Genomic DNA, 26,632 nt, shown 5'->3' on the forward strand with positions numbered 1-26,632 from the left:
GGGCTGGGCGTTCATGCGGGGGAGTCTAGGCCGGATGCGGCCGAATCCGTTCAGTACCCGCACAACCTTTGCCAGATTGGAGCCGCGCGGTGCAGGGCGTGCGCGGTGGGGCTTCCCATTTTTCCTTTTCATTTGTCATGCGCAGGAGGGGACGTGTTTCCGTGTCTGTCCCTGTCTTCCTGGAGGTTCACGCATGAGATCCCACTGCCTGGCGCCCGGCCGGGCCGCAGAGATAGCCCATGAGCGCATCGACGATCGAGGCCTCGAGCGCGGCCGGCTCGAACTGCGCGGGCGGCTCGATGACGGCCGCATGCACCAGCGTCTCCATGATCTGCAGCACCACCCAGGTGGCGAGGTCGAGGTTGCGCGGCGCGAGCTCGGGGCGGTGCTCGTCCAGCAGCTGGCGCACGCGCCGGAAGATGTCGTGGTCGGCCGGGCTTTCTTCGCGCGGCGTGTCGAAGAAGGGAAACTCCTTTTCGAGCACGCGATGCAGCGCCGGGTAGAGCGCATGCGCCGCGAGCAGCGCGCGCACCATGGCCTGCACGCGCCCGCGCAGGCTGCGCGCACGCGAGGCGGCCAGCACCTCGTCGATCACCGCGTACATCTGCCCCGCGTGCCGCTCGTGCAGCGCCGTGATCAGCGCGTCCTTGTTCGGAAAGTACTGGTAGAGCGAGCCCACGCTCACGCCGGCGCGTTCGGCCACCACGTTGGTGTTGGTGCCGGCATAGCCGCGTTCTCCCAGAACGCGAGCCGTGGCTTCCAGAATGACTTCGACCATCTGCTGCGAGCGCGCCTGGCGCGGCGCCTTTCTTGGCTGGGGAAGGGATTTCATCGGGCGTTCCGAATGCGAGTTTTCAATGCGAGTGAAGGCTCGTATTCTAAGAGGAGCCGAGCAAATGCTCGCATTCAAGAGTTCGCAACATCCGAATCGATACACACACCATGACAGCCAATGCCTCCGAGGCCCACGCGCCGCGTGCGTTGCCTTCCGCCTTCCAATCCCCGCAACCGAGTGCGGCGGCCCCGCCCGAGCGCGGTGCGCGATTGGAAGCCCACGTCCTGCAGTGCCGCCTCGTGACGCCGCACATGCGCCGCATCACCCTCGGCGGCCCGGACGTCGCGGCCTTCTTGCGCCACGCGGCGGCCGACCAACCCGGCGCCTGGGTGAAGGTGTTCGTGCCCGGCGGCGAAGGGCGGGCCTACACCATTCGCCGCATCGACCGCGTCGCCGCCACGCTCGAGCTGGACTTCGTGCTGCACGGCGACAGCGGCCACGAAGGCCCCGCTTCGGCCTGGGCGGCACGGGCGCAGCCGGGCGAACGCATCGGCTTCGCCGGGCCGCGCGACGGCGGTTTCGCGCTCCCGGACGACGCGCGCTGGGTGATGCTGGCGGGCGACGCGACCGCGCTGCCTGCGATCCAGTCGATTGCCGCGAGCCTCGGGCCGGAGATCCGCCTCAAGACCTATGTCGAAGTGCCCACGGCGGCCGATGTGCAGGAGATCCGCAGCCAGGCTGTGTTGCGCACCTGCTGGCTCACCGGCGATTCGGCCGAGCCGGGGCTGGCGCTTCAACAACAGCTGATGCACCGGCCGCAGCCGGCGGGGCCGGGTTACATCTGGCTGGCGGGCGAGTCGGGCGTGGTGCGCACGTTGCGCGCCCATTTCCTGAACGACCAGGGCCTGGCGCGCACGCGCCTGACCGCCAAGGGCTACTGGAAGCACGGCGAAGCCGATCACCGCGACCGGGCCTGAGCCCGACGCGCCGGGTCAGTGTTCCGCCGGTGCGTGGCGCGTGCGGGTGTCCGAGGGCCGCTCGCCGAAGCGTGCGCGGTACTGGGCGGCGAAATGGCCCAGGTGAAGGAAACCGTATTTTTCCGCCACGTCGCGCACGCCAATCTGCGTGGACGCGGCCTGCAGCTCGGCGCGCACCCGGTCCAGCCGCAGCTCGCGCAGGAACTCCATCGGTCCCTGGCCCGCATGCTGGCGGAACGCGATCTGCAGGGCGCGTGCGCTGCAGCCGGCCTCGCGGCACACGTCGGCCAGCGACAGCGGCTGCTCGGCGTGCGCGGCCATGAACTCCTGCGCCTTGCGCACCGCGCGCGGCAGCAGGTGGCGCTGCGCGTCGCCGGCCAGGGCGCGCGAGTGGTTGTGGCCGGCCGACATCAGCAGGCTCGACATCAGGTACTCCTCGGCATGCTCGGCCAGGCGCCCGCCGCCTTGCAGCGCGTTGCCGGCGTCGAGCGTGAGCCGCAGGTAGTCGATGAAGTGCACCAGCGGCGCGAGCGCGGGATTGTCCAGCGGCACGCCGAGTTCGAACACCAGGTGCTGTCGCACGGGCGCCTGCAGCAGCGCCTCAAGCCGCGACAGCAGCGCCGCGCGCGCAATGCGCACGATCAGGTGCGGGCTGTCGTCGGCCCAGCGCATCGACAGCAATTCGGTGGGCGAGGGCAGCGAGGCGACGCGCGGCGTGGCGTCGACCTGCTGGCCGCCGCAGCGGATGTCGGCGCCGCCGCGCAACGGAATCTGCAACAGGAAGAAGTCTTGCAGGTAGCCCGGGTCGATCTGCACGCCGGGGCCGTACTGCACGTAGTTGAGGCTCACGTCGCGGTGCAGCCGCGCGCTGTGGTGGCAGGCGTCCAGTTCGGTGCGCGGGCGCAGCATCGTGAGGCCGTGGGGGCAGAACACGCGGGCCACGCTCTCGCGCGCCTCGTCCATGTCGTGGCTCTCGAACAAACGGTAACGCTGCAGCGGCAGCCGTGGGGCGGTGGCGGTTTCCATAGGGAAGCGGGCAGACCGTAGCAAAAAGCCTTCCAGCCCACAATTCGGGCCGTCCCTTGGAACCCCCGAAAAAACCTGCGCGGCAAGGACAGCGCCTGCGTTTTCGGGATCGGCCGGCGAGGCCCGGCGCTCTACCTTTGGCCCATTCGCCGAACCGGCGATTCAACCGAGGAGAGCAAGCGTCATGTTCAAGGGACTCGAAGGCAAAAGCGCCATCGTCACGGGTGGTTCGACATTGATAGGCGCCGGCGTGGTGCGCGCCTTCCACGCGGCGGGCGTGAAGGTGGTCATCGCCGACATCGACGCCGACAAGGGCCAGCCGCTGGCCGACGCGCTGGGCGCCGGAGCGCGCTTCGTGCGCACCGACATCACCGACGACGCGCAGGTGAAGGCCTGCGTCGACGAGGCCGCGGCCCGCCACGGCGGCGTGCACTTTCTGGTGAACCTGGCGTGCTCGTACGTGGACGACGGCTTCAAGTCGCCGCGCGCCGACTGGCTCACCTCGTTCAACGTGAATGTGGCCAGCGCCGTCGCGATGCTGCAGGCGGCGCACCCGCACATGGTGGCGGCCGGCGGCGGGGCGGTGGTCAACTTCACCAGCATCTCGTCGCGCGTGGCCCAGACCGGGCGCTGGCTCTACCCCGTGAGCAAGGCCGCGATGGCGCAGCTCACGCGCAACATGGCGATGGACCTCGCCCCCGACCGCATCCGCGTGAACAGCGTCTCGCCGGGCTGGACCTGGTCAGCCGTGATGGACCAGCTCACGGGCGGCGACCGCGCGCGCACCGACCGCGTGGCCGCGCCCTACCACCTGCTGGGGCGCGTCGGCGACCCCGACGAGGTGGCGCAGGTGGTGCTGTTCCTGTGCTCCGAGCACGCGAGCTTCGTCACCGGCGCCGACTACGCGGTGGACGGCGGCTACTCCGCCATGGGCCCGGAGCAGGCCGTGCCCGCGATTCCCCGCCTGATGGAACCCTGATCGGCATCCACAACAACACCCTCACGAGACAACACAGAAGGAGCAAGCCATGAAGCGAATCGCCATCGTCGGCGCAGGCCAGTCGGGTCTGCAACTGGGACTGGGCCTGCTGGACGCAGGCTACGAGGTCACGATGTACAGCAACCGCACGGCGGACGACATCCGCCACGGCAAGGTCATGTCGAGCCAGTGCATGTTCCACACCGCGCTGCAGGTCGAGCGCGACCTCGGGCTCGACCATTGGGCCAGCGACTGCCCCACGGTCGATGGCATCGGCTTCGCCGTGCCGCACCCCGAGCAGAAGGGCGCCAAGGCCATCGAATGGGCGGCGCGGCTGAACTCGAGCGCGCAGTCGGTCGACCAGCGCGTGAAGGTGCCGGCGTGGATGGCGCTGTTCCAGCAGAAGGGCGGCGAGCTGGTCTTCAAGGACGCGGGCATCGACGACCTCGAGGCCTGCACCCGCAGCCACGACCTCACGCTGGTGGCCAGCGGCAAGGGCGAGATCTCCAAGCTCTTCGAGCGCGACGCCGCCAAGTCGACCTACGACCAGCCGCAGCGCGCACTGGCGCTCACCTACGTGAAGGGCATGCGCCCGCGCACGCCGTACTCGGCCGTGTGCTTCAACCTCATTCCGGGCGTGGGCGAGTACTTCGTGTTCCCGGCGCTCACCACCACGGGCCCGTGCGAGATCATGGTGTTCGAGGGCGTGCCCGGCGGCCCGATGGACTGCTGGGCCGACGTGAAGACGCCGCAGGAGCACCTGGCGCGCAGCAAGTGGATTCTCGACACCTTCACGCCCTGGGAGGCCGAGCGCTGCGCCGACATCGAGCTGACGGACGACAACGGCATCCTCGCCGGCCGCTTCGCGCCCACCGTGCGCAAGCCAATCGCCACGCTGCCCTCGGGCCGCAAGGTGCTCGGCCTGGCCGACGTGGTGGTGCTCAACGACCCGATCACCGGGCAAGGTTCGAACAACGCGGCCAAGTGCGCCGACACGTACCTGAAAAGCATCCTGGCGCGCGGCGAGGGCGCGGCCGATGCGCCGTGGATGCAGCAGACCTTCGACCGCTACTGGTTCGGCTATGCGCAGTGGGTCACGCGCTGGACCAACATGCTGCTCGCACCGCCGCCGCCGCACGTGCTCAAGCTGCTCGGCAGCGCCGGCGCCGTGCCGCCGATGGCCAGCGCCATCGCCAACGGCTTCGACGATCCGCGCACCTTCTTCCCGTGGTTCGCCGACCCGCAGGAGGCCGACCGCTACCTCGACACCTGCGCGGCCGCCGCGGCGGCTGCGTAGGCGGAGCCAGCGCATGACACGACGCGTGGCCATCGTCGGCGCCGGCCAGTCCGGCATGCAGCTCGCACTGGGCCTGCGGGCCAAGGGGTACGCCGTGACGGTGTATGCGAACCGCACGGCGCAGGAGATCTTCGACGGGCCGGTGATGTCCAGCCAGTGCATGTTCGAGACCGCGCTGCAGACCGAGCGCGAACTGGGGCTCGACAGCTGGGCCGACACCTGCCCGGTGGTCGAGGGCATCGGCATGTCGGTGCGCAGTCCCGAAGGCAGCCGCGCCATCGCGTGGGAGGCGAAGCTCGACGGCCCCGCGCAGTCGGTCGACCAGCGCCTGAAGATCTCTGCGTGGATGCAGCTCTTTGAAGCGCGTGGCGGTCGCCTCGTGCACCAGGACGCCGACCTCGACACGCTGGGAGACTGCGCGCGCACGCACGACCTCGTGGTCGTCGCGAGCGGCAAGGGCGAGATCTCGGCGCTGTTCCCGCGCGACGCGGCGCGCTCGCCCTTCGATGCACCGCAGCGCGCGCTGGCGCTCACCTACGTGAAGGGCATGCGCCCGCGCGAACCGTTCGCGGCCGTGAGCTTCAACCTCATTCCGGGTGTCGGCGAGTACTTCGTGTTCCCGGCACTGACCACCAGCGGCCCGTGCGAGATCATGGTGTTCGAGGGCGTGCCCGGCGGCCCGATGGATTGCTGGGACGACGTGAAGACGCCGCAGGAGCACCTGGCGCGCAGCAAGCAGATTCTCGAAACCTTCCTGCCCTGGGAGGCCGAGCGCTGCGAACACATCGAGCTCACCGACGACCACGGCGTGCTGCGTGGCCGCGTCACGCCCGTGGTGCGCCACCCGGTCGCGACGTTGCCCTCGGGCCGCCAGGTGCTGGGGCTCGCCGACGCGGTGGTGCTCAACGACCCGATCACGGGGCAGGGCTCGAACAACGCGGCCAAGGCGGCTGACATCTACCTCAAGCGCATCCTCGAACATGGCGACGCGCCGTTCGATGCCGCGTGGATGCAGCAGACCTTCGACCGCTATTGGGAGGGCTACGCGCGCTGGGCCACCGACTGGACGCACAGCCTGCTCACACCGCCCGCGCCGCACCTGCAGAAGCTGCTGCAGAGCGCCACGCACAGGCCGGCCGTGGCGAGCGCGGTGGTCAACGGCTTCGACGATCCGCGCAATTTCGCGCCCTGGTGGTTCGACGCGGCCGAGGCCGATCGCTTTCTCGAAGCCAAGGCGCGCGAGGCCGCGGTCGACCGCTTCGACCGGCGTGACTTCCGCAAGGCGCTCGGCCAGTTCAGCACCGGCGTCACCGTGATCACCACGCGCGCGCTCGACGGGCGCCGCGTGGGCATGACGGCCAACTCGTTCTCTTCGGTGTCGCTCGATCCGCCGCTGGTGTTGTGGAGCCTCGCGCGGCAGGCGCCCAGCGTGGCCGACTTCACCGGCGCGAGCCACTTCGCGATCAACGTGCTGGCCGCGCCGCAGCACCACCTGTCGCGCCAGTTCTCGACACCGCAGGCCGACAAGTTCGGCGGCGTCGACTGCTGCGAGGGCACGGCCGGCGTGCCGCTGCTCAACGGCGTGCTCGCGCGCTTCGTGTGCCGCAACGTGCGGCAGTACGACGGCGGCGACCACCTGATCTTCATCGGCGAGGTCGAAGGCTACGAACGCTTCGACGGCGAGCCGCTGGTTTTTCACTCGGGCTACTACCAGGTCACGACGCGCCATCCGGAATGCGTACAGTGAGGCCCTGGTTCCCCACGTCCACCTTTGAGCATTGAACGGAGTCACACACCCATGCAGAACAAGGCATCCACCTCCTCGTCGCAAGACATCCGCATCCAGGCCGCCGACGGCAGCGGCAGCTTCGGCGCCTACCTGGCCCTGCCGCGCGGCGGCACCGGCCCGGGCCTGGTGCTCGCGCAGGAGATCTTCGGCGTCAACAAGACCATGCGCGACGTGGCCGACTACTACGCCGAGGAAGGCTACGTGGTGCTCGTGCCCGACCTGTTCTGGCGCCAGCAGCCCGACGTGCAGCTGGGCTACACGCCCGACGACTGGCAGCGCGCCTTCGCGCTGTACCAGGGCTTCGACGAAGCGCTTGGCATGCAGGACATGCAGGCCGCCATCACCGCGCTGCGCCAGCGCCCCGAGGTGCCCGGCGGCAAGGTCGGCGTGCTCGGCTTCTGCCTGGGCGGCAAGCTTGCCTACCTGGCGGCCTGCCGCACCGACGCCGACGTGGCCGTGGGCTACTACGGCGTGGGCATCGACGCCGCGCTCGACGAGGCCGACCGCATCCACTGCAAGCTGGCACTGCACGTGGCCGAACTCGACGGCTTCTGCCCGCCCGAAGCGCGCGACCGCATCGTGCAGACGCTGCGCGGCCGGCCGAACGTCGAGGTGCATGTGTACCCCGGCGTCGACCATGCCTTCGCGCGTGTGGGCGGCGAGCACTTCCACCGTGCCTCGGCGCTCATGGCGCACGAGCGCAGCGTGGCCGCGCTGAAGTCGGCCATCGGCCCGAACTACGACCTGGCCGCGCTGTGGGACAAGCACTGCGAGTACGAGTTTGGCACCCGCAATGTCGACGACACCATGGGCACCATGGTGGCCGAGCCCTACGTCAACCACATCCCGACCATGACCGGCGGCGTGGGCTACAAGAACCTGCACGCGTTCTATACGAACCACTTCGTCAACAGCAACCCGCCCGACACCTCGCTGGTGCCGATCTCGCGCACCGTGGGCGCGACGCAGGTGGTCGACGAGATGCTGTTCTGCTTCACCCACACCACCGAAATCCCGTGGATGCTGCCCGGCGTGGCGCCCACCGGAAAGCGCGTGGAGATCCCGCTGCTCGCGGTCATCAAGTTTCGCGGCGACAAGCTCTACCACGAGCACATCTACTGGGACCAGGCGAGCGTGCTGGTGCAGGTGGGCCTGCTCGACGCGGCGCTGCTGCCGGTGGCGGGCGTGGAAACGGCGCGCAAGCTGCTCGACGAGACGCTGCCGTCGAACACGTTGCTGACGCGCGCTTGATGCGAACCTGAGGCGTCCGCGCGGCGCAGCCGCCGCGCGGGACGCGGCGGGCGTCTCAGACCGTCATGCCTTGTTCGACGTCGAGCGTCTTGCGGCGCGCCATGGCCAGGTTCGACTTGGTCTTGTCCAGCACCAGGTAGACGAACAGGCCTTCCTTCTTCTGCATCGGGCGGATGATGTGGTACTGCTTGCCGAGCGTGATCAGCATGTCTTCGATGCTGTCGTTCAGGCCGAGGTCGCGCATGGTGCGCAGCTTGGCGCGGACCACTTCGGTGTTGCCGGCGGCGGCCACCTCGAGGTCGACGCCCGAGCCGATCTGGCCCAGGATCATGCCGCTGCTCGAATCGACCAGCGCCGCGCACAGGGCGCCGTCGCAGGTCATCAGTTCGTCCATGGATTGCTTGATATTTGCCATCGAAATCTTTCCTAGTCCTCGCCCCTGAAAGTCGGCGGCCACCCGGGCGAAGGGAATGGGCGGCTGCCGGTGTCGAATGGGTGTGGTGCGCCGAAGCCCGGCGTCAGGCGTGCTGCAGCAGCTGCGTCGCCTGCTTCGCGAAGTAGAGGACCTGGCCGATGATGGCTTCGCGGCTGGTGACCACGCTCACGATCAGCGTCATCTCGGGATGCCGCGCCTGCAGCATCAGGATGTGGCCATGCGTGGCCTCGATCGCCACGTTGTCGCAGTGGCCCAGCTGGCTTTCCTCGCCGGCCACGGCGCCCAAAGCGGCGAGCGAACTGGCGATGGCCGACAGGCGCGCGACCTGTGCGGTGTTCTCGACGCGCGCGGCCAGCTCCAGGCCGTCTTCGGTCGAGATCACCACGGCCTTCACGCCCTTGATTTCCCGCATCAGGGTGTCGATGGCCGATTCCGCTGCAAGCCTGATTCTTGGAGTGATGTTCATTGCTGCCTGAATGGAAGGAAGAGGAGAAAAAGAGGGGCGTCCTGCGTTCAGACCTCGAGCTGGAGCAGGAGCAGTTCCAGCAGCTGCACGACCTGCTGCGCATCGGTGACGTTGGCCGGCAGCACCGGGCACACGACGCCCTTGGCCTCCATGCGCCGGGCGTAGGCGTCGATGCCGGGGCTCGGGTGCGTTTCCATGCGGCCCACCGCCACCACGCAGGCGGTCTGCGCAATGAGTTCGGCAAAGCCGTCCAGGTAGATGTCCAGGTCGGCCAGCGGATCGGGGCGGCTGTTGTCCACCAGGATCACCACGCCGAGCGCGCCGCGCCCCAGGATGCGCCACATGAAGTCGAAGCGCATCTGGCCGGGCGTGCCGTACAGGCGCAGCTTCTCGCCGTTGTCGAGCGTGAGCTCGCCGTAGTCCAGGCCGACCGTGGTGGTGGCCTTGGCGACCGAGGTGTCGCTGTTGCGCACATCGGTGCTCACGGGCGGGATCTCGCTCACGCCGGCGATGGCCGTGGTTTTGCCGGCGCCCATGGTGCCGGTGAAGAGGATCTTGTGTTCTACGGTCATTGAGGGCCTGACGGCAGCAAGCCGAGTCGGTTCCTGATGCGTGCGAGCAGGCCGGGCTGCACGGTGTCGCGGGCGGGTGCCGGGAAGCGGCTGTCGGGAAAGACGCTGTCGGGGGCCGAGGCCGCCACCAGCGCGCCGGGGGGCGCGGCGCGTTCGAGCAGGCCGGCGCGCTGCAGGTCGGCCAGGAAGTCCGCGCACTCCTGGCGCGTGGCGGGCGAGCGCTGCTGCAGCGACAGCACCGACGCCGGCCGGTTGGACATCAGCGTGGCCAGCCGCAGGCGGATCGGCGCCTCGAGCACGGCCGCGGGCGGCCAGCGCAGCATGCGGAATTCTTCGTGCTCGCCGATCGGCACCTCGGTCGTAGCCAGCCCCAGGCCGCGGGCGTGGACCACCATCGCGCCGAGGCGGTTGAGCGCCACTTCCAGCGCATCGGTGTGCAGCGGCAGGGCCAGGAAAGGGCCGCGTTGCGGGTCGGCATGGGCGACGGTCAGCGTGGGCACCGCCGGTTGGGGCGAGGCGGCGGCGAGGGCGACCTGGTCGCCGACGACCCGCAGGTCGGCCTGTTCGGCCTTCCACGACCAGTTCTGGTGCGTGCGGTGGTCGAGCAGCCGGATCAGCGACTTGAGCAGCACTTCTTCGCGGTGCGGCAGCCCTTCGACGCTGTAGCTCAGCAGGGCGCGTTGACTTTTGGGAACGGTGTTAACGGCCGTCATGCAGCCTCCGCACCACCGTGCCCATCGGCCGGCCGCTGTGGGATGTTGCGTTCAACCGCATCGAAAACACCGATTGGAGGCGGCATCGCCGTTCTTTTTGCAACTTAAGCACTCACTGTAAGAAGTTGGACGGAGACGCCGATCGCAACGCTGGCTGGGAGAACTAAAGTGTTTGTTTGGAGGTGGCGTCAAAAATATAACACTTGTTGCAAATAAAAACACAAGATTACGAACAACTGTTTTCAGTGGGTCGCGGACGCGACAAAGCCTCGCGGGCCGCAGTGCGGCGCGCGAGGTTTCAGGGAGGGGCGGTGAAAGCGGCGGGCGGGGAGAAGGGCGCCCGCCGGGGCGTCAGTGCGCCAGTTGCGCCTGCAGCTCGGCCACTTGCCGGCGCAGGTCCGCGTTCTCGGCCGTGAGTTCGGCCACGCGCTGTTGCAGTTGCTGCACGGCGTCCAGCGCCGCCGGTTCGGCGCCTTCTTCGGTTTCGGGCGCCGCTTCGCGCGGCTTGCGCTTGGCCTCGCGCACACGCTTGGCGGCCTGCTTGAGCTCGTCCTTGCCGGCGTTGGCGGCCGTCACCTGCTCTTCGGCGGGCAGCGAGGCGACGGCCGCGGCCGTGTTGATCGAGATCACGCCCGACTTCACGGCCGCCACCAGCTCGGGCGCGGCCTGCTTCTGGATCTTCTCGATCATCACAACCTGGCTGCTGCTCAGGCGCGCGGCGCGGGCGATGGCCTCGCGGCTGTTCAGCGGCACGGGCGGCGGCAGGGCCTCGTCGGAAGCGGGAGCCGAAGTCGAAGCGGGCGCATCGTCGACGTCGAAGGGCGGGTCGTCCGCCGTGGTCGGGGTGGTCGGCGTGGCGGCGCTGCTGCGGGCGCGGCGCTCGTCCACGATGTCCTTCTTGCGCAGCGCCAGCACGCCGCGCAGGTAGTCCGAGATGCTGCGGCGGCCCAGGTGCTGGTCGATCATCCACAGGTGCACGTCCTGCAGCGTCTTGAAGCGCGTGTTCTGCACCGTCTGGAAGGGCAGGCCGTGCTTCTGGCAGATGCCGTAGCGGTTGTGGCCGTCCACCAGCACGTCGCCCCACAGCACCAGCGCGTCGCGGCAGCCTTCGGTGAGGATGCTGCGTTCGAGGGCTTCGTACTCCTCCGGCGTCAAGGGATCGATATAGGCTTTGAGTTCTTCGTTGACGACGATGTTCATGGGTACGGGTGCGATGTAAGGGGCGGAATTTTAGGTGTCTCGGTTTCGGCCGCTCGAACGTCTAGACAGGGAGAGAGACGAGAAGGCGCCATCGGGAAAAACAGGGCCCTTTTGCGTCATCAAATGGTAATAGTTCTTATTTGCATCTTTGCCCTTGAACACTTCAGGAGTACCCATGGATCTGTCGCTTGCCCCGTCCGCGCCCACGCTGGGGGAGGTCTTCATCGCGAACCGTGCCCAGCTCCAGCGCGTCGCGCAAAAGATCGTCCGCACCGCTGACCTCGCAGACGAAGTGCTGCAGGACGCCTACCTGAAGCTCGCCGACGGCGCTTTGGTGCGCGATGTCCGCAAGCCGCTCGGCTATTGCTGCCAGGTTGTGCGCAACGTGGCGGTCGACTACCACCGCCACCATTCCGTGGAGGCGAGCTACCGCACCTACTGCGACGACGTCGAACTCGTGAGCCCGCCCAGCAGCAACGACGCGCCCGACCGCGTGCTCGGCGGCCGGCAGGCGTTGGTGGCCATCGACCGCGTGCTCGAAGCGCTGCCGCCACGCACCCGCCTCGCGTTCGAACTCAACCGCCTGAGTGGCCTGACCCAGCGCGAGATCGCCACGCGCCTGGGCTGCTCCGCCACGCTCGTGAACTTCATGATCAAGGACGCCGACGCCGCCCTCGAAAGCTGCCGCTACCTCGTGCAGGCCGCCTGAGTTTTCCGACGCACCGCATCGGCGCTACGATGGCCGCCGATGAGCAACAGCCCCAACGACAAGCAAAGCGACCCCACCTGGCAGACCGCCTGGGCGTGGGTTCGCCGCCAGCACGCCGGCGAGGGCGAGCTCGATGCCGCCGCGAGCGCCGAGCTCGCGCACTGGCTCGCCGCCGATCCCGCCCATCGCCAGGCCTACGCCGAGGCAGGCCGCCTCTGGCTGCTCGTCGGCCTGGTGCCGCCCGCGCACGACGTCCCTTCGCCGGACGCCGAAGACGCGGCCCGCTAGCCCGCTCCCTCTTTTTTCGCAGCTCCTGCAGCGGCCCTCGCCGCGGCGCAGCCGTGCACGGTCTGGATGCATGCGGGACTAAACACCCAGCCTCGCGGCGCGTCTTGTATCGCAAGGGCAAACCCTGCCCGTCATTGCACTTACCAAGAGGACCGCCCATGTCTACCAGCTGTTTCGACCGCGAGGACGAGACCTTCATCGTGCTCGTCAACCACGAAGCGCAGTACTCCATCTGGCCGCACTGGAAGGCCGTGCCCGGCGGCTGGACCGCCGTCGACGGCGTGAAGGGCGACAAGAAGACCGTGCTCGACTACGTCGAAGCCCAGTGGACCGACATGCGCCCCAAGTCGCTGCGCGACTGGATGGCCGCGCAGCAGCAGAGCGACAACGCGTCCGCCTCCGCCTGACGCACATGCAGGCCTCGCTGCCCCTGCTGTGCCTGCCCTGCGCGGGCGCCAGCGCCACCATGTACCTGCGCTGGCGGCGTGCGCTGCCGCGCTGGATCGAGGTCGTGCCGGTCGAGCTGCCGGGCCGCGGCGGGCGCCTGGGCGAACGCTTCGTCGACGACTTCGACCGCATGGTCGCGCAGCTGTGCGCCGAGCACGAAGGCCTGCTGCGCGGCCGCTACGCGCTCTTCGGCCACAGCATGGGCGCACTGCTGGCCTGGGGCATGGCGCAGCACCAGCGGCTACAGCACCGGCCGTTGCCGGACGCGCTGATCGTCTCCGGCAGCTCGGCACCGTCGCAGCGCGACCCCGACCGCTTTCTCGACAAGACCGACGACGCGGCCCTCATCGCCGACCTGCGCAAGCAGGGCGGCACGCCCGACGAACTCTTCGACAGCCCCGAGCTGCTGCGCATGACGCTGGACACCCTCGGCGCCGACTACCGCCTGTGCCGCAGCTTCGTGCACACCGACCCCACACCGCTGCCCGTGCCGCTGCATGTGCTGGCCGGCCGCCAGGACGACATCGCCCCGTGGCGCATGCGGGCCTGGGCCGCCGAGACCGCGCATGCGCGCTTCACGCTCGACTGGTTCGAGGGCGGCCACTTCTTCATCCGCCAGCACGAGACCTCCGTGCTGGCTGCGCTGGCGCGGCACCTCGCGCCGGCGGTGATGGCGGGAGGCGTCGATGCGGCTCGTGCCCTGGCATGACCCGTTGCCGCCGGGCATCGCGTTGCACCGCCTGGACCTCGACCTTGCGACGGAGGACGGCGATGCCTGGGCCGATCTCACGCCCGACGAACACGCACGCGCCCACCGTTTCGCCCGCCGCGCCGACCGCGTGCGCTTCGCCCACACCCGCGCCGCCGTGCGCCGCCTGATCGCGCAGCGCCTCGCCTGCCGTCCGGCGGACGTGCCACTGCGCGCCGACGCGCACGGCAAGCCCTTCGTCGAAGCCGCAGGTGACAAAGCAGTACCGCTCTTCAACATCTCGCACGCCGGCGATCACGCGCTCATCGCGCTGGCCGACCCGGCGCGCGTGCGCTGTGTCGGCGTCGACATCGAAGCCTGCGCGCGCGACCTCATGGCCGACGCCGATGCACTGCTCGCCATGGCCTTCACCGCACGCGAGCAGCGCGAAATCCGCAGCGACGCCGACCTGCCACGCGCCTTCTACCGACGCTGGGTCGGCAAGGAGGCTGTGTTGAAAGCCGCCGGCGTCGGCATGGCCGAACACCTGCAAAGCATCGGCATTCACCCCGACGCCCATGGCGCGCTTGCCGTCGACTGCGCCGTGCCCGCGTGGGCCGGCATCGAAGCGATGGCGCTGTCCGCGCCGCCGGGCTACGCCGCCGCGCTGGCCTGGCACACCAAGGAACAACCCCTGTGAACCCGATGCATCCCGTGGACTTCGTGACCCACCTGCGTGGCCTCGCCGCGCAGCGACCTGACGACATCGCATTGATCGCCATCACCGACCGCGACGGCGCCGCACTCGACACGCCCATCAGCTACCGCGCCCTCGACGCGCGCGTGCGCGGTCTCGCGGCGCACCTGCAGCGGGCCTTCGCGCCCGGCGGCCGCGCGCTCATCATGCTGGACAACAGCGACGACTACGTTGTCAGCTTCTTCGCCTGCCTCTACGCGGGCCTCGTCGCCGTGCCGGTGTTCCCGCCCGAGTCCACGCGCAAGCGCCACCTGGGCAAGCTCGAGGGCATCGCCGCCGACGCGGGCGCCTGCTGCGTGCTGACCCACGCCGCCATCCGCGATGCGATGGCAGGCGTGGCCGACGCCTTCGCGCAGGCCGCGCTCATCGCCGTGGACGAGATCGACGCCACCGGCGCCGACGCATGGCGCCCGCACACGCCGGCCGCCACCGACATCGCCTTCCTGCAATACACCTCCGGTTCCACCTCGGCACCCAAGGGCGTCATGGTCACGCACGCCAACCTGATGGCGAACATGCGCGCGATCGAGGAGGGCCTCTCGGTCTGCACGAGCGACACCTTCGTCACCTGGCTGCCGCTGAACCACGACATGGGCCTCATCGGCGGCCTGCTGCAGCCGATGCATCGCGGTGCGGTCGTGGCGCTGATGTCGCCGCGCTACTTTCTCGAGCGGCCCGTGCGTTGGCTCGAAGCCGTGTCGCGGCTGCGCGCCACGGTCAGCGGCGGGCCCGACTTCGCCTACCGCCTGTGCCTGGACCGCGTGTCCGACGCGCAGTTGCAAAGGCTCGACCTGTCGTCCTGGCGCCTCGCGTTCTCCGGCGCCGAGCCGGTGCGCGCCGACACGCTGCGGTCGTTCCAGCAACGCTTCGCGCCCACGGGCTTTCCGGCCGAGGCGGTGTACCCCTGCTACGGCCTGGCCGAATCGACGCTGTTCGTCACGGGCGGGCACCGCGGCGCCGGCATGGTCGCGCACGCCTTCGACAAGGCGCGCCTGGCGCAAGGCGCCGTGGTGCGCGACGAGGGCGGCGCGATGCTCGTGGGCTGCGGCCGCAGCGTCACGCACCACGCGGTGCGCATCGTCGACACCGCCACGCTGAGCGTGTGCGCCGATGGCGCCGTCGGCGAAATCTGGGCCTCGGGCCCGAGCCTGGGCAGCGGCTACTGGAACAAGCCCGAGGTGTCGCAGCAGACCTTCGTCGTGCACGACGGCACGCGCTGGCTGCGCACCGGCGACCTGGGCTTCGTGCACGACGGCCAGCTCTATGTGGCGGGCCGCATCAAGGACATGATCATCGTGCGCGGCCACAACCTCTACCCGCAGGACATCGAACGCGAAGTGGAGCGCGAGGTGGAAGCCGTGCGCAAGGGCCGCGTCGCGGCCTTCGCGGTCGAGGGGCCGGAAGGCGAGGGCATCGGCCTCGCGGCCGAGGTGTCGCGCAGCATCCAGAAGCTGGTGCGGCCCGAGGTGCTGGTCGAGGCGCTGAGCGCCGCCGTGAGCGAGCAGTGCGGCGAGCCGCTGTCGGTCGTGATGCTGCTCAACCCCGGCGGCATGCCCAAGACCACGAGCGGCAAGCTGCAGCGCGGCGCCTGCCGTCAGGGCTGGATCGACCGCACGGCGGATGCCTACGCGATCTACGCGCACGGTGCGTTCGTGCTCGGCGGCAGTGCCCCGGCAGTCGACGCAACCGAAGCCGCGCTCGACGACGTCGAGCAGGCCCTCGCCACGATCTGGCACGAGGTGCTGCGTCGCCCTGTCGAACGGCCGCTGGCGCGCGACGCGCACTTCTTCACCCACGGCGGCAACTCGCTCGCCGCCACGCAGGTGGCCGCGCGCATCGGCGAGCGCTGGGACATCGACTTTCCGCTGCGCGCGCTGTTCGAACAGCCGCGCCTGGGCGACCTCGCGCGCGAACTGCGGCGCGTGCTCGCGCTCGGCCAGCGCCGCGCGCACCAACCGATTCAGGTCTTGCCCGCCGAGCGCCGCACGGGGTTGCTCGCGCTGTCGCATGCGCAGGCGCGCCAGTGGTTCCTGTGGCAGCTCGATCCGCAGAACAGCGCCTACCACGTGGGCGTGGCGCTGCGCCTGTCCGGCGCGCTGGATGCCGACGCACTGAAGGCGGCGCTCGAAGGCCTGCTCGCGCGCCACGAGAGCCTGCGCACCGTGTTCCGCACCGCGGCCGACGGCACGGTCGGGCAGCAGGTGCTGCCGACGGCGCCGCTGGCGCTCGCTCACATCGACCTGCGCGCGCTGCCGGACAGCGACCGTGAAGGCGCCGCCGCCGCGCAGGCGCGCGCGCTGCAGGCCGAGCCCTTCGACCTCGTGGCCGGCCCCGTGCTGCGCACCGCGTGGCTCCAGCTCGGCGACGCGCACCACATCCTCGCGATCGTCACGCACCACATCGTGTCCGACGGTGCCTCGCTGCAGGTGCTGCTCGACGAGTTCGGCGTCGCCTATGCCGCGCACGCGAAGGGCGACGTGCCATCGCTCGCTGCGCCGCTGATCCAGTACGCCGACTACGCCGCGTGGCAACGCGACTGGCTCGCCGCGGGCGAGGCCGAGCGGCAACTGACCTACTGGCGCGCCCAGCTCGGCGACACGCATCCCGTGCTGGCCTTGCCCACGGACCGCCCCCGCCACGCGGTCGCGAACTACCGCGCGGCCTCGCATGCCTTCGACCTCGACGCGGCCCTCGTCGCCCGCCTGCACGCCACCGCGCAGGCGCATGGCGCCACGCTGTTCATGGTGCTGCTCGCGGGCTTCCAGGCGCTGCTGCATCGCTACACGGGTCAGCCCGATGTGCGTGTGGGCGTGCCGGTCGCCAACCGCCACCGCCCCGAGACCACGGGCCTCATCGGCTTCTTCGTCAACACGCAGGTGCTGCGCGCCACGCTGAACGGCCGCACCCCGTTCGCGCAACTGATGGCCCAGGCCCGCGAGGCCGCGCTCGGCGCGCAGGCCCATCAGGACCTGCCGTTCGAGCAGCTCGTGGACGCCCTGCAGCCGCAGCGCAGCCTTAGCCACAACCCGCTGTTCCAGGTGATGTTCAACCTGCTGCGCGAAGACACGGCCGTGCTGCGCGGCCTGCCGGGCCTGGCGGTCGACGAGTACCGCATGGACGACAGCGCCGCGCAGTGCGAACTCGCGCTCGACATCCGCGAGCGCGCCGACGGCCAGGTGCGCGTGGTCTTCACCGCGGCGGCCGAGCTGTTCGACGAGGAGACCGTCGCGCGCATGGCCGTGCACTACCGTGCGTTGCTCGACGCGCTGACGGCCGACCCGGCCCGCGCCATCGGCGATGCGCCGTGGCTCGCTGCCGAAGAGCAGGCGCAACTGCACACTTGGGGCACGGGCCCATCGCCCGCATCCGCCGCGACACCCGCGCATCGCCTGTTCGAGGCGCACGTCCGCCGCGCACCCGATGCCATCGCGCTGATAGCCGGCGACACCGAACTTTCCTACGCCGCCCTCGACCGCCGCGCGAACCGGCTCGCGCACCGCCTGCTGCGCCAGGGCGTGCGGCCCGATACGCCAGTCGCCGTGGCCGTCGATGCCCCAATCGACCGCGTAGTCAGCCTGCTCGCCGTGCTGAAAGCCGGCGGCACCTACCTGCCGATGGACCCATCGCACCCGCCGCAACGGCTGTCACAGCTGTTGGCCGACAGCGGCGCCGCGCTGCTGCTGACCGGCAGCCGCAGCTCAGTGAACGAAACCGTCATGCGCCTCGCAGTCGATGACGCATCGCTCGACGACGAACCGAACGAGGCCCCGCAAGTCGCGCTGCACGACCACCACCTGGCCTACGTGATCCACACCTCGGGCACCACCGGCCGCCCCAAGGGCGTGGCGGTCGCGCACGGCGCGCTGTCGATGCACCTGCAGGCCATGGCCGAGGCCTGCGGCTTCACGGCGGACGACCGCTCGCTGCAGTTCGCGCTGCCGCACGTCGACGCGGCCATCGAGCAGTGCCTGCTGCCGCTGACCACCGGCGCCGCGCTGGTGCTGCAGCCGCAGTGGTGCTCGCTCGCCAGCGAACTCGATGCCCTGCTGCAGCGCCACCGCGTCAGCGTGGTCGACCTGCCGCCGGCCTACGCGCGCCAGCTGCTGCAGGACGAGCCGCCGTTCCACCACGCCGTGCGCCTCGCGCTCTTCGGCGGCGAGGCCTGGACCGGCGAAGACCTCGCGCTGGTCCGCCGCGTGCTGCACCCTGCACGCATCGTGAACGCCTACGGCCCGACCGAAGCCGTGATCACGCCGACCCTGTGGTCCGCCGACGCCGAGGCCATCGTGCAGGGCTACGCCCCCATCGGCCGCCCGGTCGGCCAGCGCACCGCCCATGTGCTCGACGCCGACCTGCAGCCCGTGCCGCGGGGCGTGCCCGGCGAGCTGTACCTCGGGGGCGAAGGCCTCGCACGCGGTTACCTCGGGCGCGCGGCCCTCACGGCCGAGCGCTTCGTCGCCGACCCCTTCGATCCATCAGGCGGGCGCCTGTACCGCACCGGCGACCTCGTGCGGTGGCGCGCCGACGGCCAGCTCGAATACCTGGAGCGGCTCGACCACCAGGTGAAGGTGCGGGGCTTCCGCATCGAACTCGGCGAAGTCGAGGCGCGCTTGCGTGAGCAGCCCGGCGTGCGCGAGGCGCTGGTGTGCCTGCACGAGGGCGCAGCGGGCCCGTCGCTCGTGGCCTACGTCGCACCCGCTGCAGGCGCATCGCTCGACGCGACCACGCTCAAGACGCAGCTGGCGCAGGCGCTGCCCGACTACATGGTGCCGTCCGCGTTGATGGTGCTCGACAGCTTCCCGCTCGGCGCCAACGGCAAGGTCGACCGCCGCGCGCTGCCCGCACCGGTGGCCGTCGGCGCGCCAGGCTACGAAGCCCCCCACGGCGACGTCGCGCAGACGCTGGCCGTGATCTGGGCCGAGCTGCTCAAGGTCGCGCAGGTCGGCCTGCACGACAACTTCTTCGACCTCGGCGGCAACTCGCTGCTCGTGATCCGCATGCACCGGCTGGTGGAAGACCGCCTGCAGCCGGGCCTGGCGGTGGTCGACCTCTTCAAGTACCCGACCGTCGGCGCGCTCGCCCGCCACATCGAGCAGAAGGGGCGCGGCCCTGCCGCTGCCGCCACCGACGACGCGGCGCAGGCGAAGCAGCGCGCGCAGCAACAGCGCGCCGCCCTGCTGCAACGCCGCCGACCCACGGAAAGAACCCTCTGATGCACGCGCAAGACGACACCCCGCTTTTTGCCCCCGACACCACGGGCCTCGAGATCGCCATCGTCGGCATGGCCGGCCGCTTCCCCGGCGCGCCCGACGTGGACGCCTTCTGGCGCAACATCCGCGACGGCGTCGAGTCGGTCACCGTCTTCAGCGACGACGAACTGCGCGCGCGCGGCGTGCCCGAGCGCGCGCTGGCCGATCCCGACTACGTGAAGGCCGGCGTGCTGTTCGACGGCTTCGACCGCTTCGACGCCGGCTTCTTCGGCTACTCGCCGCGCGAGGCCGAGCACCTCGATCCGCAGCAGCGCATCTTTCTCGAATGCGCCTGGGAGGCGATGGACCATGCGGGCTGGCCAGTGGGGCGTGATGGCCCGAAGGGCGGGGCGCCGGTCGGCGTCTACGCGGGCGACGGCCCCAACCTCTACCTCATGAAGCACCTGCTGCCCGCCGTCGGCATCGACGCGGGCACCGGCATCGCCGACATGCTGGGCCTCATGAGCGGCAACTCCGCCGGCTCGCTGTGCACGCGCGTGGCCTACAAGCTCGACCTGCGCGGCCCGGCCCTGAGCGTGCAGACCGAATGCTCGACCTCGCTGGTGGCCGTGCACCTGGCCTGCCAGGGCCTGCTGAGCCACGACTGCGACATGGCGCTGGCCGGCGGCGTGTGGCTCAACCTGCTGCAGGACGGCGGCTACCGCTACCAGAACGGCGCGATCCTCTCGCCCGACGGCCATTGCCGCGCCTTCGACGCCCGGGCCGCGGGTACGGTGATCGGCAGCGGCGCGGGCATCGTCGTGCTGCGCCGACTGGCCGATGCGCTGCGCGACGGCGACACCATCCACGCCGTCATCAAGGGCACGGCCGCCAACAACGACGGCGCCGACAAGATCGGCTTCACCGCACCGAGCGTGCAGGGCCAGGCCGGCGCGATCCGCGCGGCGCAGCTGATGGCCGACGTGCCCGCGCACACCATCGGCTATGTCGAGGCGCACGGCACGGGCACCACGCTGGGCGACCCGATCGAGCTGGCCGCGCTCACACAGGCCTTCCGTGCCGATGGCGGCGATGGCGGGCGTTGCGGCTACTGCGCCATCGGCTCGGTCAAGACCAACATCGGCCACCTCGATGCGGCGGCCGGCGTGGCGGGGCTCATCAAGGCGACGCTGGCGCTGCGCCACCGCACGCTGCCGCCGAGCCTGCACTTCGAGCAGCCGAACCCGCAGATCGATTTCGCGAACAGCCCGTTCCGCGTGAACACCGAGGCGCGCCCGTGGCCCGAGGGCGACACGCCGCGCCGTGCGGGCGTCAGCTCTTTCGGCATCGGCGGCACCAACGTGCACGTCGTGCTCGAAGAGGCGCCGCCCGTGGTCGCGGCCACCGCATCGGTCGGCTGGCAGGTGCTGCCGCTGTCGACCCGCGGCGCATCCGCGACGCGGCAGGCCGCACAGCAACTAGCCGATCACCTGCGCGCGCACCCCGCGTTGCCGCTCGCCGACATCGCCCACACCCTGCAAGCGGGCCGCCGTGTCTTCGAGCACCGCAGCGCCGTGGTGGCCGACCATGCCGAAGGGGCCGTGCAGCTGCTCTCGGCGGGCGAGGGCCTGGCCGTGCGCGCCGCGCCCGCGCAGGCGCCCGAGGTGGTCTTCCTCTTCCCCGGCGGCGGCACGCAACACGCGCAAATGGGCCGCGCGCTCTACGAGGACGACGCGGCCTTCCGCGACGACATCGACCGCTGCTGTGCGCTGCTGGAACCCGAGCTGGGTTTCGACCTGCGCACCGTGCTGTTCCCCGCGCCCGGCGGTGAAGCCGAGGCCGACGCGCGGCTGTTCGACATCGCGCTCGCGCAGCCCGCGCTCTTCGTCGTCGCGTACGCGATGGCGCAATGGTGGATGCGCCGCGGCGTGCGGCCCGCGGTGATGATGGGCCACAGCCTGGGCGAGTACGTCGCCGCCTGCCTGGCGGGCGTATTCCGCCTCGAAGACGCGCTGCGCGTCGCGGCTCTGCGCGGACGCCTGCTGCAGTCGATGCCGCCCGGCGCGATGACCGCCGTGCCGTTGTCGCAGGCCGCGCTCGCGCCCTTCCTGGCGCCGGGCTGCGACCTCGCTGCCGCCAACGCCGAGCAGCTGAGCGTGATCTCCGGCCCGCGCGAGGCGGTCGAGGCCGCCGAGGCGCGGCTGCGCGCGGCGGGCCACCTGCCGCGCCGGCTGCATGTGTCGATCGCCTCGCACTCGGCGATGACCGAGCCGCTGCTGGCGCCGCTCGAAGCGCTCATCGCCTCGGTGCCGCGCCGGCCGCCGACGATCCCCTTCGTTTCGAACGTCACGGGCCAGTTGATCACGCCCGAAGAGGCCATGAGCCCCGCCTACTGGGCGCGCCACCTGCGCGGCACCGTGCAGTACGCCGACGGCGTGGGCACCTTGCTGCAGGTGCCGGGCCGCGTGCTGCTCGAAGTCGGTCCCGGCGAAACGCTGGCGGGCCTGGCGCGCCAGCATCCGCTGGCCGACACCGCCGCTGGCGTGCTCGCCAGCCAGGCGCATCCGCAGCAGCAGTCGCGCAACGCGCAGCAGATCGCGCAGACGCTGGCCCAGCTGTGGGTCGCGGGCGTGGACATCGACTGGGCCGCCTGCCGTGCGGGCGCCGCGCGTCGGCGCGTGCCGCTGCCGGCGTATCCGTTCCAGCGCCGCCGCTACTGGGTGGATGCGCCTAGTGGTGCGAAGGCACCGCAACACATCAACGCCGGCGCGTTCTACGTGCCGTCGTGGCAGCGCACGGAGCCGCTGGCGCTTGCGCCTTCGATCAATGCCGATGGTTGCCTGCTCGTGCTCGGCGACAGCCGCAGCCTCACGGGCCACCTCGTGCGCCAGCTGCGCGCGCAGGGCCGCACCGTGGTGCTGGCCGAGCGCGGCAGCGCCTTCGCACGCACGGGCCACGGCCACTGGACGCTGCGTCCCGGCGCGCGCGACGACCACGCCCGCTTGCAGACGGAGATCGCGGCCGACTTCGGCGCCATCGCCGGCATCTACCACCTCTGGAGCCTCGACGAGGCGCTGCCCGCGCAGCAACCGCAGGCCGGGCTGCTCGAGCGCAGCTTCTTCAGCCTGCTCGCGCTCGTGCAGTCGCTCGACGCGGGCGAGCGCACGCTGCCGCTCGCCGTGGTTGCCAACCAGCTCGAAGACGTCACCGGCACCGAGCCGCTGTGCCCCGAGAAGGCCACGCTGCGCGGCATCGGCAAGGTGATCGGCCAGGAGTACCCGCGCGTGCATTGCCGCGTGATCGACGTGGTGCTGCCCGCGCCCGAAAGCGATGCCGAAGGCCGGCTGGTCGCGCAGATCGTGGCCGAGGCCGCGGCTCTGCAGGCCGAGCCTGGCGAACCGCTGGTGGCCTGCCGTGGCGCGCACCGCTGGATCAAGACCTATGAGCCCGCAACACTGACCGCTGCGGCGCAACCGCGCCTGCGTCGTGAGGGCGTTTACCTCGTCACCGGCGGCTTGGGCGGTGTCGGTCTCGCGCTGGCGAAGCACCTGGCTGTGCACTGGCAGGCGCGGTTGGTGCTGCTGGGCCGCACCGCACTGCCGCCGCGCACGGAATGGCTCGCACTGGTTGCGGCCGACAGCACACCCGCCGATCTGAAGGCGCGGCTGCAGCAACTGCTCGAACTCGAAGCGCTCGGCGCACAGGTGCTCACCGTGTCGGCCGACGTGTCCGACGCCGACGCGGTGCGTGCCGCCCTCGCACAGGCGAACGCCCGCTTCGGCCCGCTGCACGGCGTCGTGCACGCGGCCGGTGATGCGGGCGGCGGCATGATGGCCGGGCGCACGCGCGCGCAGGTCGACACCGTGTTCGCAACCAAGGTGCGCGGCACGCGTGTGCTGTTCGACGCGCTGCGCGGCCAGCCGCCGGACTTCGTGCTGCTGTGCTCGTCCATCTCCAGCGTGGCCGGTGGCCTGGGCATGAGCGACTACGCCGCCGCCAACGCCTACCTCGACGCCGTGGCCGTCGCGCACGAACGGCTCGGCGCGTTCCCGGTGTTCTCGGTCAACTGGGACGCCTGGCGCGGCCTGGGCATGGCCGCGCACATGGACGTGCCCGACGACATCGGCATGGACGGCCCCGAGGGCGCGCGCGTCTTCGAGCGCATCGTCAACGGCCCGGCGCGGGCGCAGACCGTGATCTCGACCACCGACCTGGCCACGCGCCTGGGCCCGCTCGACAACGGCATGCTCGACCTGCTCGGCGACGAGGCACCGGCCGCTGCCGCGGGCGCGGCCCATCCCCGGCCCGCGCTGCAGACCCCGTTCGTCGCGCCGCAGGGCGAGGTCGAGACCGCGCTCGCCGCGCTGTGGACCGAGCGCCTGGGCATCGCGCCCATCGGCGTGGACGACAACCTGTTCGAACTCGGCGGCGATTCGCTCGTTGCCATCCAGTTGCTGTCGCGTGTGCGCAAGCGCTACGCGACCGAGCTGCACCCCAGCGAGTTCTTCAAGGCGCCGACCATCGCCGGCCTGGCCGCGCGGCTCGGCGTCGTCTCGACCGCCGCCGCGCCGCAGCGCAGCGCGATGGAGATCACGCCCGTGGCGCGCGGCGGTGCGCTGCCGCTGTCGCCGATGCAGCACCGCCTCTGGCTGGTCGACCGCCTCACCGACACCGCGAACCGCAGCGGCCGCGCGGCCTACAACATGTCGGCCGGCCTCGCGCTGCACGGCGAGCTCGACATCGGCGCGCTGCGCGCCGCCATCGACGCCATCGTGGCGCGCCACGAGGTGCTGCGCACCGTGTTCACCGAAGACGACGACGGCGAGCCCATGGCCGTCGTGCGCCCCGGCGCGCCGCTCGACATTCCGGTCATCGCACTCGACGACGGCGCGCGCTACGGCCCATTGTTCGACGAACTGGTGCGCGCACCGTTCGCGCTGGCCGAGGGCCCGCTCATCCAGGCCACCGTCGTGCGCATGGCGGCGCGCGAGCATGTGCTGGTGCTCGTGGTGCACCACATCGTGTTCGACGGCTGGTCGATCGCCGTGTTCGCACGCGAGCTGGCCGCGTTCTATGAGCGCGCGCGGCGCGGTCAGCCGCTGGCACTGGCACCGCTGCCCGTGCAGTACGCCGACTACGCCGCCTGGTATGCGCGCGCACTCGCCTCCGACGGCTTCGCGCCGAAGGCCGCGTTCTGGCGCGAGCGGCTGGCGGGCGCACCGCAGGCCTCGGGCATCAAGACCGACCACCAGCGCCCGGCTGTGCCCACGCACGCCGGCGATTCGGTGCGGCTCACGCTGTCGCCCGCGCTGTCGCAGTCGCTGGCCGCGCTCGCGCGGGCGTCGGACACGTCGCTGTTCACGCTGCTGCTGTCGTCGTTCTTCCTGTTCTTCCACCAGGCCTCGGGCGCCGACGACATCGTCATCGGCACCGACGTCGCGGGCCGCGGCCACCCGGACCTCGAAGGGCTGCTCGGCTTCTTCGTCAACGTGGTGCCGCTGCGCTCGCGCCGTGCGAAGACAGGTGCCGACTTCGCGCAATGGCTGGCCGCCACCAGGGCCGACACGCTGGCCGCGATGGACCATCAGGACGTGCCTTTCGACCGCATCGTCGAGCTGTCGGGCGTGCCGCGCGCACGCGACCGCAACCCGCTGGTGCAGGTGCTCTTCGTGCTCCAGAACACGCCCGAGATCCGGTTCGCCATCGAAGGCGCCGAGGTCCAGGTGCTGCCCCAGCAGATGAACGAATCCAAGTTCGACCTGGCGGTGTTCGCCAGCGAACACGACGGCGCGCTCACCGCCGAGTGGGTGTTCGCCACCGACCTCTACCGGCGGGAGACCGTCGAAACCTTCACCGCTTCGTGGCATGCGCTGCTGGAGCGGATCGTCGCCACACCCGGCCAGCCGATCGACGCGCTGGCCCCCATGCCCTCGGAGGAATCCATCGCCATGACAAACGCTCCCAACGTCCGCCCGGCCTCGAAACTGGACAAGCTCGGCAAGCTCGACGCCCTGGGCGCCGGCCGCGCGCCCGTGCGCGCCGCCGCCCGGCCCGCCGTGCAGACCTCGTTCCTGAAACCCGGCGCGGAATTTCCCATCGTGCTGCAGGCCACCAGCCCCGAACTCGACACCGTGGCCTGGGCCAAGGGGCAGGCCGACTACATCGAGATGCTGGTGGCGAAGCACGGCGGCATCCTGTTCCGCGACTTCGGCCTGAAGACGCCGCAGGACTTCGAAGCTTTTGCCGAAGCCATCGAGCCCGAGCTGTACGGCAGCTACGGCGACCTGCCGAAGAAGGAGGGTGGCAAGAAGACCTACCGCTCCACGCCGTACCCCGAGCGCCAGATGATCCTGTTCCACAACGAGAGCGCGCACCTGGACCGCTGGCCGCGCAAGCAGTGGTTCTTCTGCGAGCTGCCGTCGCCCGTGGGCGGCGCCACGCCCATCGTCGACTGCCGCGAGATGCTGCGCCGCCTGCCCGCCGAGGTGGTGGCCGGCTTCGAGCGCAAGGGGCTGCAGTACGTGCGCACCTTCACGCCCGGCCTGGACGTGAGCTGGCAAGATTTCTACAAGACCGATCGCCGCGAAGACGTCGAGGCCCGCCTGGCCGCCGCCGGCATCGAATGGCGCTGGTTCGACGGCGACACGCTGCAGACGCGCACCCGCTGCCCCGCCGTGATCCGCCACCCGCTCACCGGCGAGCGCGTGTTCTTCAACCAGGTGCAGCTGCACCACGTCGCCTGCCTCGAGGCACAGGTGCGCGAAGACCTGCTGGCCATGGGCGGCGTCGAGCGCCTGCCGCGCCACGTGACCTACGGCGACGGCTCGCCCATCGCCGACGACACCATGGCCATCGTCGGCGAGGCCTACGAGGCCTGTGCCGTGCGCTTCGACTGGCGCCAGGGCGACGTCGTGATGCTCGACAACATGCTCGCCGCCCATGCACGCGACCCCTTCGAGGGCCCGCGAAAGATCGTGGTGGCGATGGGCGCGATGTTCGACCGCGCCGCGCTCGACGACGGCGCGCGCGGCGCCGATGCCCGCCTCGCCGACGCGCAAGGCGCCTGAACGAAA

The 26,632-nt window shown here is 70.7% G+C and carries 18 protein-coding genes and 2 pseudogenes; 13 read left to right on the top strand and 7 right to left on the bottom strand.

The window, feature by feature from the left end; translation table 11 throughout:
* Positions 1-187: 187 nt before the first annotated feature.
* Positions 188-832: a TetR/AcrR family transcriptional regulator gene (locus AC07OX_RS30080; RefSeq protein ID WP_495263115.1), complete on the bottom strand. Its 645-nt coding sequence runs from the start codon at positions 830-832 to the stop codon at positions 188-190.
* A gap of 110 nt (positions 833-942) precedes the next feature.
* Between AC07OX_RS30080 and AC07OX_RS30085 the strand changes: the two genes are divergently transcribed.
* Positions 943-1,752, top strand: coding sequence for a siderophore-interacting protein (locus AC07OX_RS30085; protein WP_495263116.1), 810 nt, complete (start codon positions 943-945; stop codon positions 1,750-1,752).
* 15 nt (positions 1,753-1,767) lie between these two features.
* On the opposite strand, the gene AC07OX_RS30090 is transcribed toward AC07OX_RS30085, so the two are convergent.
* Entirely contained in the window at positions 1,768-2,778 is a 1,011-nt protein-coding gene (locus AC07OX_RS30090) for an AraC family transcriptional regulator (RefSeq protein ID WP_495263117.1), read from the bottom strand.
* Positions 2,779-2,962: 184 nt separating this feature from the next.
* Here AC07OX_RS30090 and AC07OX_RS30095 point away from each other — a divergent pair, with 184 nt between their 5' ends.
* The 5 genes and pseudogenes from AC07OX_RS30095 to AC07OX_RS30115 all read left to right on the top strand — a co-directional run bounded on the left by AC07OX_RS30095 (position 2,963) and on the right by AC07OX_RS30115 (position 8,094).
* The gene (locus AC07OX_RS30095; RefSeq protein WP_492728105.1) at positions 2,963-3,757 is read left to right on the top strand and encodes an SDR family oxidoreductase; all 795 of its coding nucleotides are present in this window, start codon (positions 2,963-2,965) and stop codon (positions 3,755-3,757) included.
* Between the two features lie 49 nt (positions 3,758-3,806).
* The gene (locus tag AC07OX_RS30100) at positions 3,807-5,054 is read left to right on the top strand and encodes a styrene monooxygenase/indole monooxygenase family protein (RefSeq protein WP_070062425.1); all 1,248 of its coding nucleotides are present in this window, start codon (positions 3,807-3,809) and stop codon (positions 5,052-5,054) included.
* 13 nt (positions 5,055-5,067) lie between these two features.
* A pseudogene (locus AC07OX_RS30105) lies at positions 5,068-6,303 on the top strand (styrene monooxygenase/indole monooxygenase family protein); the annotation flags it as partial.
* A 9-nt stretch (positions 6,304-6,312) separates the two neighbouring features.
* Positions 6,313-6,801, top strand: a pseudogene (locus AC07OX_RS30110) (flavin reductase family protein); the annotation flags it as partial.
* A gap of 51 nt (positions 6,802-6,852) precedes the next feature.
* Positions 6,853-8,094 carry a dienelactone hydrolase family protein gene (locus tag AC07OX_RS30115; RefSeq protein WP_495263118.1) on the top strand — a complete coding sequence of 414 codons (1,242 nt, stop codon included), beginning with the start codon at positions 6,853-6,855 and terminating at the stop codon, positions 8,092-8,094.
* A 55-nt stretch (positions 8,095-8,149) separates the two neighbouring features.
* Here the strand turns inward: AC07OX_RS30115 and AC07OX_RS30120 are convergent, their stop codons facing one another.
* From AC07OX_RS30120 to AC07OX_RS30140, 5 genes are all read right to left on the bottom strand, one after another.
* Positions 8,150-8,509 carry a hypothetical protein gene (locus tag AC07OX_RS30120; protein WP_070062428.1) on the bottom strand — a complete coding sequence of 120 codons (360 nt, stop codon included), beginning with the start codon at positions 8,507-8,509 and terminating at the stop codon, positions 8,150-8,152.
* Between the two features lie 103 nt (positions 8,510-8,612).
* Positions 8,613-8,996: a roadblock/LC7 domain-containing protein gene (locus tag AC07OX_RS30125; protein ID WP_062469906.1), complete on the bottom strand. Its 384-nt coding sequence runs from the start codon at positions 8,994-8,996 to the stop codon at positions 8,613-8,615.
* 47 nt (positions 8,997-9,043) lie between these two features.
* Positions 9,044-9,568, bottom strand: coding sequence for a GTP-binding protein (locus tag AC07OX_RS30130; RefSeq protein WP_062469903.1), 525 nt, complete (start codon positions 9,566-9,568; stop codon positions 9,044-9,046).
* Positions 9,565-10,281: a hypothetical protein gene (locus tag AC07OX_RS30135; RefSeq protein ID WP_070062429.1), complete on the bottom strand. Its 717-nt coding sequence runs from the start codon at positions 10,279-10,281 to the stop codon at positions 9,565-9,567. The genes AC07OX_RS30130 and AC07OX_RS30135 overlap by 4 nt, the downstream gene beginning before the upstream one ends.
* Before the next feature lie 351 nt (positions 10,282-10,632).
* Positions 10,633-11,481 (bottom strand): ParB N-terminal domain-containing protein, encoded by an 849-nt coding sequence (locus tag AC07OX_RS30140; RefSeq protein WP_495263119.1) that lies wholly within the window; start codon positions 11,479-11,481, stop codon positions 10,633-10,635.
* A 175-nt stretch (positions 11,482-11,656) separates the two neighbouring features.
* Between AC07OX_RS30140 and AC07OX_RS30145 the strand changes: the two genes are divergently transcribed.
* The 7 genes from AC07OX_RS30145 to AC07OX_RS30175 all read left to right on the top strand — a co-directional run bounded on the left by AC07OX_RS30145 (position 11,657) and on the right by AC07OX_RS30175 (position 26,626).
* On the top strand, positions 11,657-12,190 hold the full coding sequence (locus AC07OX_RS30145; protein WP_495263120.1) for a sigma-70 family RNA polymerase sigma factor: 534 nt from the start codon (positions 11,657-11,659) through the stop codon (positions 12,188-12,190).
* Between the two features lie 39 nt (positions 12,191-12,229).
* Positions 12,230-12,478 carry a FecR/PupR family sigma factor regulator gene (locus AC07OX_RS30150; protein WP_495263121.1) on the top strand — a complete coding sequence of 83 codons (249 nt, stop codon included), beginning with the start codon at positions 12,230-12,232 and terminating at the stop codon, positions 12,476-12,478.
* Between the two features lie 158 nt (positions 12,479-12,636).
* Positions 12,637-12,885 carry an MbtH family protein gene (locus AC07OX_RS30155; protein WP_070062433.1) on the top strand — a complete coding sequence of 83 codons (249 nt, stop codon included), beginning with the start codon at positions 12,637-12,639 and terminating at the stop codon, positions 12,883-12,885.
* A gap of 5 nt (positions 12,886-12,890) precedes the next feature.
* Entirely contained in the window at positions 12,891-13,634 is a 744-nt protein-coding gene (locus tag AC07OX_RS30160) for a thioesterase II family protein (protein ID WP_495263122.1), read from the top strand.
* Positions 13,612-14,313 carry a 4'-phosphopantetheinyl transferase family protein gene (locus tag AC07OX_RS30165; protein WP_495263123.1) on the top strand — a complete coding sequence of 234 codons (702 nt, stop codon included), beginning with the start codon at positions 13,612-13,614 and terminating at the stop codon, positions 14,311-14,313. The genes AC07OX_RS30160 and AC07OX_RS30165 overlap by 23 nt, the downstream gene beginning before the upstream one ends.
* A gap of 5 nt (positions 14,314-14,318) precedes the next feature.
* Entirely contained in the window at positions 14,319-19,583 is a 5,265-nt protein-coding gene (locus tag AC07OX_RS30170) for an amino acid adenylation domain-containing protein (protein WP_495263163.1), read from the top strand.
* Positions 19,583-26,626: an SDR family NAD(P)-dependent oxidoreductase gene (locus tag AC07OX_RS30175; protein WP_495263124.1), complete on the top strand. Its 7,044-nt coding sequence runs from the start codon at positions 19,583-19,585 to the stop codon at positions 26,624-26,626. The genes AC07OX_RS30170 and AC07OX_RS30175 overlap by 1 nt, the downstream gene beginning before the upstream one ends.
* Positions 26,627-26,632: the final 6 nt, after the last annotated feature.

The sequence above is a fragment of the Variovorax sp. GW821-FHT09D07 genome (assembly GCF_059416345.1).